Source organism: Petrotoga halophila DSM 16923, from assembly GCF_002924615.1.
This window is the reverse complement of the sequence record NZ_JALY01000235.1, coordinates 1-6,411: the sequence shown is the minus strand read 5'-3', so window position 1 is coordinate 6,411 and position 6,411 is coordinate 1. Positions and strand designations below refer to the sequence as shown.

The following is a 6,411-nucleotide window of genomic DNA, read 5'->3' as shown; positions in this document are numbered from 1 at the left end:
TCTTCTAGCTCTTTGTACCTTTCTTCTATCTCTTCGTAATCTGTCCTCTTTCTAAGCAATTCTAAGAATGCGTTTCTGTGTTTATCAAACTTTTCTTTTTCTTCTTCTGGCAACTTCGATATTATCTCTTGATTTATAATCTTTAGCAACTCTTCCATTTTTTTTATCTTTACGTTTGGTTTGTCCGTTAATAAGATTACCCCTAGTGCCTTCTTCATGTTTATTATCGTTTCTTCTTTTATATTGCTTAAATTTATTAGTTCATAACTTGCTTTTATTAAGTACTCTTCCATGTTTTTTATCTTTGTTATCTTGTCTTTTACGTCCATTGGTGATGTCCATTTCACTTTCCCATCGTAAAAGACTATCCCTATTATGACTGGTAGTTTGAATCCTTTTTGTTCTGATTCTCTTTTGTGACTTTTTACATATTGTTCCCATATTCTTACCTTGTACGCCAACATCCTGAATGCCATCAGTTGGTCAACTTTACTTTGATGCTCCAACAATAAGTATATGTATACATCTTGCCCGTTTCCTTGAACCCCCTTCGGGGCGTTTCCTTTTTCTATCTTGTATAGTATGTCTGATCTTTTGATGGAGAAGTCTTTGCCTATTAGCTCGGTTTGTTCACGTTTTAAATCTGTCTCTTTTATTTGTTGTGTGATTTCTTTTGGAAGAAAGACCTTTAGAAAGTCGTAGAATATGGCTCTGTCTTCAAATAATTCTTTGAATATGGAATCTTTGATTGGATTAGACATAAGCTTCTCCTTTTTGGTTTGTTTTTTGTTGTATGGTGAAGTGTTTCCTTTTTTGTTTTATCTAATTATATCATATCTTTTTGAAGGTGTGTTATCTTATGCATTAGATCATATTAAATCTCTGTGAAAAGCTTTCATATCCTTACCTTTTCTCATTTAACTAAAAACGGTAAATTCATATTCCTAAAAACCTATGGTATAATTAAATTAAACACGATTTACCTTATCTTTTTTAACTTTTAGAACGAATATTTAATTCTTAAATCATTAAAAACAATTGGAGGATAAGCAAAAAGGAGAATATTAGATGGGTGAGAATATAAAAGTATGGTTTGATGAAGATAATGATATACTTTATATATCGCTTAGAAAAGGTGCCGCAGTAGATTCCGAAGAGGTATCAGATAATATAAGAGTAGAATATGACGCGCTCGACCAAATTATTGGAATAGAGATTTATCACATTTCAAAAATGTTGGCTAAGAACCTAGCAAAAGAATTGAAGGAAACATTGAAATAAATTTCTATGGCACTTATTAAGTCAACTACCCCCAGCCTATAGAGGCCAGGGTAGTTGATTATAAAGTCTTAAAACAAAATTACTCTTTATATGCTTCAATAAATCTCAAATTTCCATCAATAGCCTCAACTTTTGAAACCTTAAACCCTTCTTTCTCAAATAACGAAATCAACTCACCCGTCGTTCTAAGCACCCTAAACTTTGGAATAAACCAAACCACATTCTCTCTATCCTTCAAATCAGGAACATACACAAAGGCTAAAACCTTTTTTGCCTTCTTTAAAATATCAGTTACATCATAACTTTTTTCAAACTCCCCTACAATTAAAAGATTGTTAGAATTATCTTTTACAGAAATGCCCAAATCTTCAAAAACACCTTCATACTTCTCTTTATCAACTCCAAGAACCTTGACATCTTTAAAACCACTATCGATTAATCCCCTTAAAATAACTTCCTTTTTGATCTCCAAAGGAATAGACTTGTAAGTTTCTTTCTCACGCTCTTCGTAAATCCTTAAAGCCTCGTCAGAGGGATAAGGCGAAGCGTACATAAAAGTATCTGATTTCTTCCAACTCCTAATGGGATGAATAATGCCAAGCGTGGAAAATTTTTCAGAAATATTCCCTACCCAAATCATTTCATCATTGTTTTTCATTAAACTAATCTGAGTATTCGGATAAAGTCCAGAATAACTGTATATACCAAACGATATATCAGCAAGTTTGTTATTCTCTTCTACAGCTTTTATATGTAAATCCAAGGCTTTTTCAATGTCTTTTTTTTCGTATATCTTAGCAAGTCTATAATAATAAAAAGGAAATTCGTCGATATTTTCTACTTTTTTCAACAACGTTTCAGCCTTTTGTGGATCTTTTTCTATTAGTAAAGAAGCAGATGCATAATTAGCAAAGGAAATGTCCGAAATCAAATACAATTTTTCAACTGCATCTTCCCCGAGGTATTCAACAATATCAAAAATAAATTCATTTTCAGACGTATAAAAACTATACATCTCATCAAAAGCAATGTCAAACTCTGTGGATAACTTCATAGATAAATCCTCTAAAAGGGGCTTTATAAACCTCGATACCTCAGGATAAATATCTTTGGCTTTTTTGTAGTATTCTATTGCTTCTTTGTACTTTTCTAATTTTAGATAAGCATCTCCAATTAAAACATACAAAACCCCTCTAACCTCTTCACTTTCAACCTTTCTTAATCTTCCTAACTCTTTTAAAATCTCAACGTAGCTTTTTGTCTCTTCAAGAACATAGAAAAGAAACAAAAGACCGTATATTCCCGTTTCATTTACAAACTTCAAATAATCGTTTTTAGTAACAAAGTTTAAAAGCTGATCTTCAGATGTTTCAAATTTTTTTATTACATATTTTGATATTTCGTTTTTCCATTTAAACTTCTCCAACAAACTCTTTTCAACCTTCAGATTAAATTCTCCAAGCTTTTGGATAAGTTCGTCGAAGTACATTTGAATCCCTTCGTTTTCACTAACTTCAAAGATAACCTTAATTCCTGGAAGAACCTGTTCCATCTCTTCTTTAGATTCAACCACATCAACCAAATTTTTCATTAAAATCTGAATATTACTTTTATTCAATGCAAAATTTCCTTTTTCACTAAACGCTTTTGAAACATATTTATTAAAGTTATTAAAATCCTTTTTCATCAAAAAGGCTTTCGCTGCAAGCAAATAGGCTGTAGATATTCGCTTAAGAGACATAATTGTCCAACAATATGTTTCAACTTCATTCATAGCAGTATCTAGCACCTGGAAAAATTTATTACTCCAATCCAACAGTTCGTCATATTTTTTCTCTTTCTCACATAAAAGCATCATCCCAAAATAAGGATCGGGGTATTTTGGTGATAACTTAATTGCGTTTCTTAATAACTCTTCCCCCAATTTTTTCATATCATTTTCAATGCATTCTACGCCAAACAAATATAAAAATTCAAGGGTAATGGTTGGTAAATTATTTACCTTTTTTATCTCTTTTATCTCTTTTATAATTTTCCATGCCAACTCATTTCTTCTGAAACTGTATCTACCTATTTCCTCAATTTTATATAATTGAATTAAATAATAAATCCTATCTAAAGGTTTATTAGAACTTTTCAATTGTTCCCTTATCAATGTTGCTGTTCTTTCATGTTTCTTCTTTCGCAAATTCCTGGTCCAAATATATCCGTAGTGATAAATTGGAAAATTGGCATGGACTACTTTAGGTTTATATATAGCTTGATTATGTACAACGTTTTGATATTCAACGGTACCTTTTCTAAAAATTATAGGAATCGATGCAACTTCAGTTTTTGTGTGGTCCATATCCATATAACTGATAATGGGCAGATAAACAGTATTAACATCTTTTGGTAGTTTTTTAAGAAACTCTCTAATGTTTTTTATAAAGGATTCTGAAACTTCTTCATCAGCATCGTATCTCATAACCCACTCACAGGTTGGAAACTTCAAAGAATAATTTCGAGCCTCAGAAAAATCATTTTGCCACTCATGAAAGTACAGCTTATCGGTATACTCTTTAACTATCTGGGGCGTTCTATCCATAGAACCTGTATCAACAACAATTATCTCATCTGCCACATCTTTAATAGCCTCTAAGGCACGTCTAATATTAGCCTCTTCATCCTTAACAATCATAGCAACAGATAACAATTTTTCATTATTAGCACTCATACACTTGCCTCCCATTACAAAGCTTATTCTATTATATCATTCTTCTTTTATTTATTATTTCCTTCTACAATTATATAGTTTCGATTTAAAAAGACTCAAAGAGAATCCAAAAAAGTAAAGAAAATAATTAAAGTTATTAGAATTTTAACCGATAAATATAATGAAATATTCCTGGCCAGGAAATAAATCATCTAAGGAAAGGATAACACCAAAATCACATGGAGGTGAAGGTAGAATGAGAATTAACCATAACTTAAACGCTTTAAACGCATGGAGGCAGTTAGATTCAGCTAACAACGCTATGGGAAAATCCCTTGAAAAACTTTCTTCAGGTTTTAGGATCAACCGTGCAGGTGACGATGCAGCTGGTTTGTCAATATCTGAGAAAATGAGAGGACAGATTAGAGGATTAGACATGGCTGTAAAAAATGCTCAAGACTCTATATCCTTAATACAAACAGCGGAAGGAGCATTAACTGAAACACACGCTATTTTGCAAAGAATGAGAGAGTTAGCAGTACAAGCAGCAAACGACACAAACGTTGGTGCAGATAGACAAGCATTGCAAGACGAAGTAACCCAATTAACAGCAGAAATCAATAGAATTGCAAGTGACACCGAGTTTAACACCCAGAAATTATTAGATGGAACCTTTACTAACTCAACTTTCCACATCGGAGCAAACATAGGTCAGAACATTACCTTATCAATCGGAGCTATGAGTGCAGGGGCTTTGGAAATAAATAGTACTAATATGAGTATTGCAAATCAGGCAAGTGCAAATACCGCTATTAGTACTATAAACGCTGCAATAGTGAAAGTTTCTACAGAAAGATCCAAGCTTGGTGCATATCAGAACAGGTTAGAACACACTATAAACAACTTGCAAGTTTCCTCAGAGAATTTAACCGCTGCAGAATCAAGAATCAGAGATGTAGACATGGCAAAAGAAATGATGAACTATACAAAACAACAAATACTATTGCAATCATCGAATGCAATGTTGGCTCAAGCAAACACGGTTCCACAAAACGTCTTGCAATTGTTAAGATAATTGTTTTTATGCCTAAAAAGGGGCTACCGCCCCTTTTTCTTTTATATATTGCTAAAACTAACTAAGTATTTTTTCACCTATATTTTGCTCTAAATTTCATCCTCTATAATTCTTCTCACAAAACTCCAAATACTCCCTTGTTATAACTTTCTTTCATGCATATTTTTACAGCAAAATTATACAATTCAAGTTACTTTTCGATTTTTTGAAGAATTATTTCGATTTTCTTTTTTCCTCTTGTCTTATTTTTCTTGAACCCCTTTCGGTGTGTTTCCTTTCGTTAATCGTTACTTTTACCTATTTTTAAAGTTGGTATTCTTTCTCAGCTCCTTTTAACATTATTATCTCTTCATCCATCAAAATTCTATCCACGTCTGTCATATGCTCTTTAATATATGCTATCTCCCTTTTTATCTCTTCTATCTCCTTAGGTATCAACGCAACATTAGCATCTTCCATACCTATCTGCTATACCTTTTGATTATATAAAACATTCGTTTTTGGTTATATAATAAAATTACAACACCTTCCGCTTCTTTCAGGAGGCAGGCTCAATTTTGGACAACGTCCATGGACATATGAGAAGTGCGAGGCGTCGTCGTTTGTCCGATGTTAGCGGAAGTGCCTACTTTTTTCATGGTAAGGAGATAGTCAAACCTGAATTTGGTCCAGGTGGTATACCTAAAGCTGGTTCTACCCCTTGTGATTTTCTGAGGTCTTCCAACAAAGCTTGCGGATCAATTCTCCTTCCAATCATTGCTTGGGACTCTTGGCGTGGTCGTTGAACTTGCTTCCCTCTATACACTATAACTTCACTTATCCCCTCAGCAATTGCTCTTACACATATACCGCGTGCGTAAAAGCGATTGAATTCACCTTCAGCTAGTGTTTCAGGAGCATTCACAGGAACTTTTGCTTTCTTTATTTCTCCACTTCGCAATTTCCTTTCCTCATCTGATTTCATACATTGTTGCTCATTTAACTGAGTAGCTAACCAATCATCGTTGTAACCAGCAATAGCATCTTCAAGAAGTTTAGCCCATTCAGATTGTCCAGTGGAATTCAAACGAGGGCTTATATATAGGGTTCCCTCCTTAACATCCTTTTCCATTTCCTTCAGCATAAATTTGCGTGTTTGCTCATCAAGATTTTTATACTGTATGGCCATGTTATTTCCTCCTCGTATAATATTTTTTAGTCTCTTAAGAAATTCTAAAACACTTATTAAAACATGGTTTTAAAAAATGTTTTTTACAAAGCACCTCCTTTCTCTTTATACGCTTTTATTCAGTATTTGAAATTCTCTTTTACTAATTCACCGAAAAGCGAGACATTTTATGGTATTCTCTAACCCTCATAA

6 protein-coding genes are annotated in these 6,411 nt (G+C 33.1%); 2 read left to right on the top strand and 4 right to left on the bottom strand.

Annotation, left to right across the window (positions count from 1 at the left end):
- On the bottom strand, nt 1–761 hold a 761-nt coding region (locus tag AA81_RS11515; RefSeq protein WP_103899100.1), incomplete at its 3' end, for an Rpn family recombination-promoting nuclease/putative transposase.
- A gap of 307 nt (nt 762–1,068) precedes the next feature.
- Between AA81_RS11515 and AA81_RS11510 the strand changes: the two genes are divergently transcribed.
- Nucleotides 1,069–1,281: a DUF2283 domain-containing protein gene (locus tag AA81_RS11510; protein ID WP_103899099.1), complete on the top strand. Its 213-nt coding sequence runs from the start codon at nt 1,069–1,071 to the stop codon at nt 1,279–1,281.
- 79 nt (nt 1,282–1,360) lie between these two features.
- On the opposite strand, the gene AA81_RS11505 is transcribed toward AA81_RS11510, so the two are convergent.
- Nucleotides 1,361–3,997: a tetratricopeptide repeat-containing glycosyltransferase family 2 protein gene (locus AA81_RS11505; RefSeq protein ID WP_103899098.1), complete on the bottom strand. Its 2,637-nt coding sequence runs from the start codon at nt 3,995–3,997 to the stop codon at nt 1,361–1,363.
- A gap of 235 nt (nt 3,998–4,232) precedes the next feature.
- Here AA81_RS11505 and AA81_RS11500 point away from each other — a divergent pair, with 235 nt between their 5' ends.
- Complete coding sequence (locus AA81_RS11500; RefSeq protein WP_103899097.1) at nt 4,233–5,051, top strand: flagellin N-terminal helical domain-containing protein; 819 nt, start codon at nt 4,233–4,235, stop codon at nt 5,049–5,051.
- A 303-nt stretch (nt 5,052–5,354) separates the two neighbouring features.
- On the opposite strand, the gene AA81_RS14285 is transcribed toward AA81_RS11500, so the two are convergent.
- On the bottom strand, nt 5,355–5,510 hold the full coding sequence (locus AA81_RS14285; RefSeq protein WP_158245392.1) for a hypothetical protein: 156 nt from the start codon (nt 5,508–5,510) through the stop codon (nt 5,355–5,357).
- Between the two features lie 175 nt (nt 5,511–5,685).
- Nucleotides 5,686–6,219, bottom strand: a complete 534-nt coding sequence (locus AA81_RS11495; RefSeq protein WP_103899096.1) for a hypothetical protein — start codon at nt 6,217–6,219, stop codon at nt 5,686–5,688.
- Nucleotides 6,220–6,411 lie beyond the last annotated feature (192 nt).

Excerpts from the sequence above, each read along its gene's own strand:
- AA81_RS11510 (WP_103899099.1), top strand. The coding sequence starts at position 1,069 with ATGGGTGAGAATATAAAAGTATGGTTTGATGAAGATAATGATATACTT.
- AA81_RS11505 (WP_103899098.1), bottom strand. The coding sequence starts at position 3,997 with ATGAGTGCTAATAATGAAAAATTGTTATCTGTTGCTATGATTGTTAAG.
- AA81_RS11500 (WP_103899097.1), top strand. The coding sequence starts at position 4,233 with ATGAGAATTAACCATAACTTAAACGCTTTAAACGCATGGAGGCAGTTA.
- AA81_RS14285 (WP_158245392.1), bottom strand. The coding sequence starts at position 5,510 with ATGGAAGATGCTAATGTTGCGTTGATACCTAAGGAGATAGAAGAGATA.
- AA81_RS11495 (WP_103899096.1), bottom strand. The coding sequence starts at position 6,219 with ATGGCCATACAGTATAAAAATCTTGATGAGCAAACACGCAAATTTATG.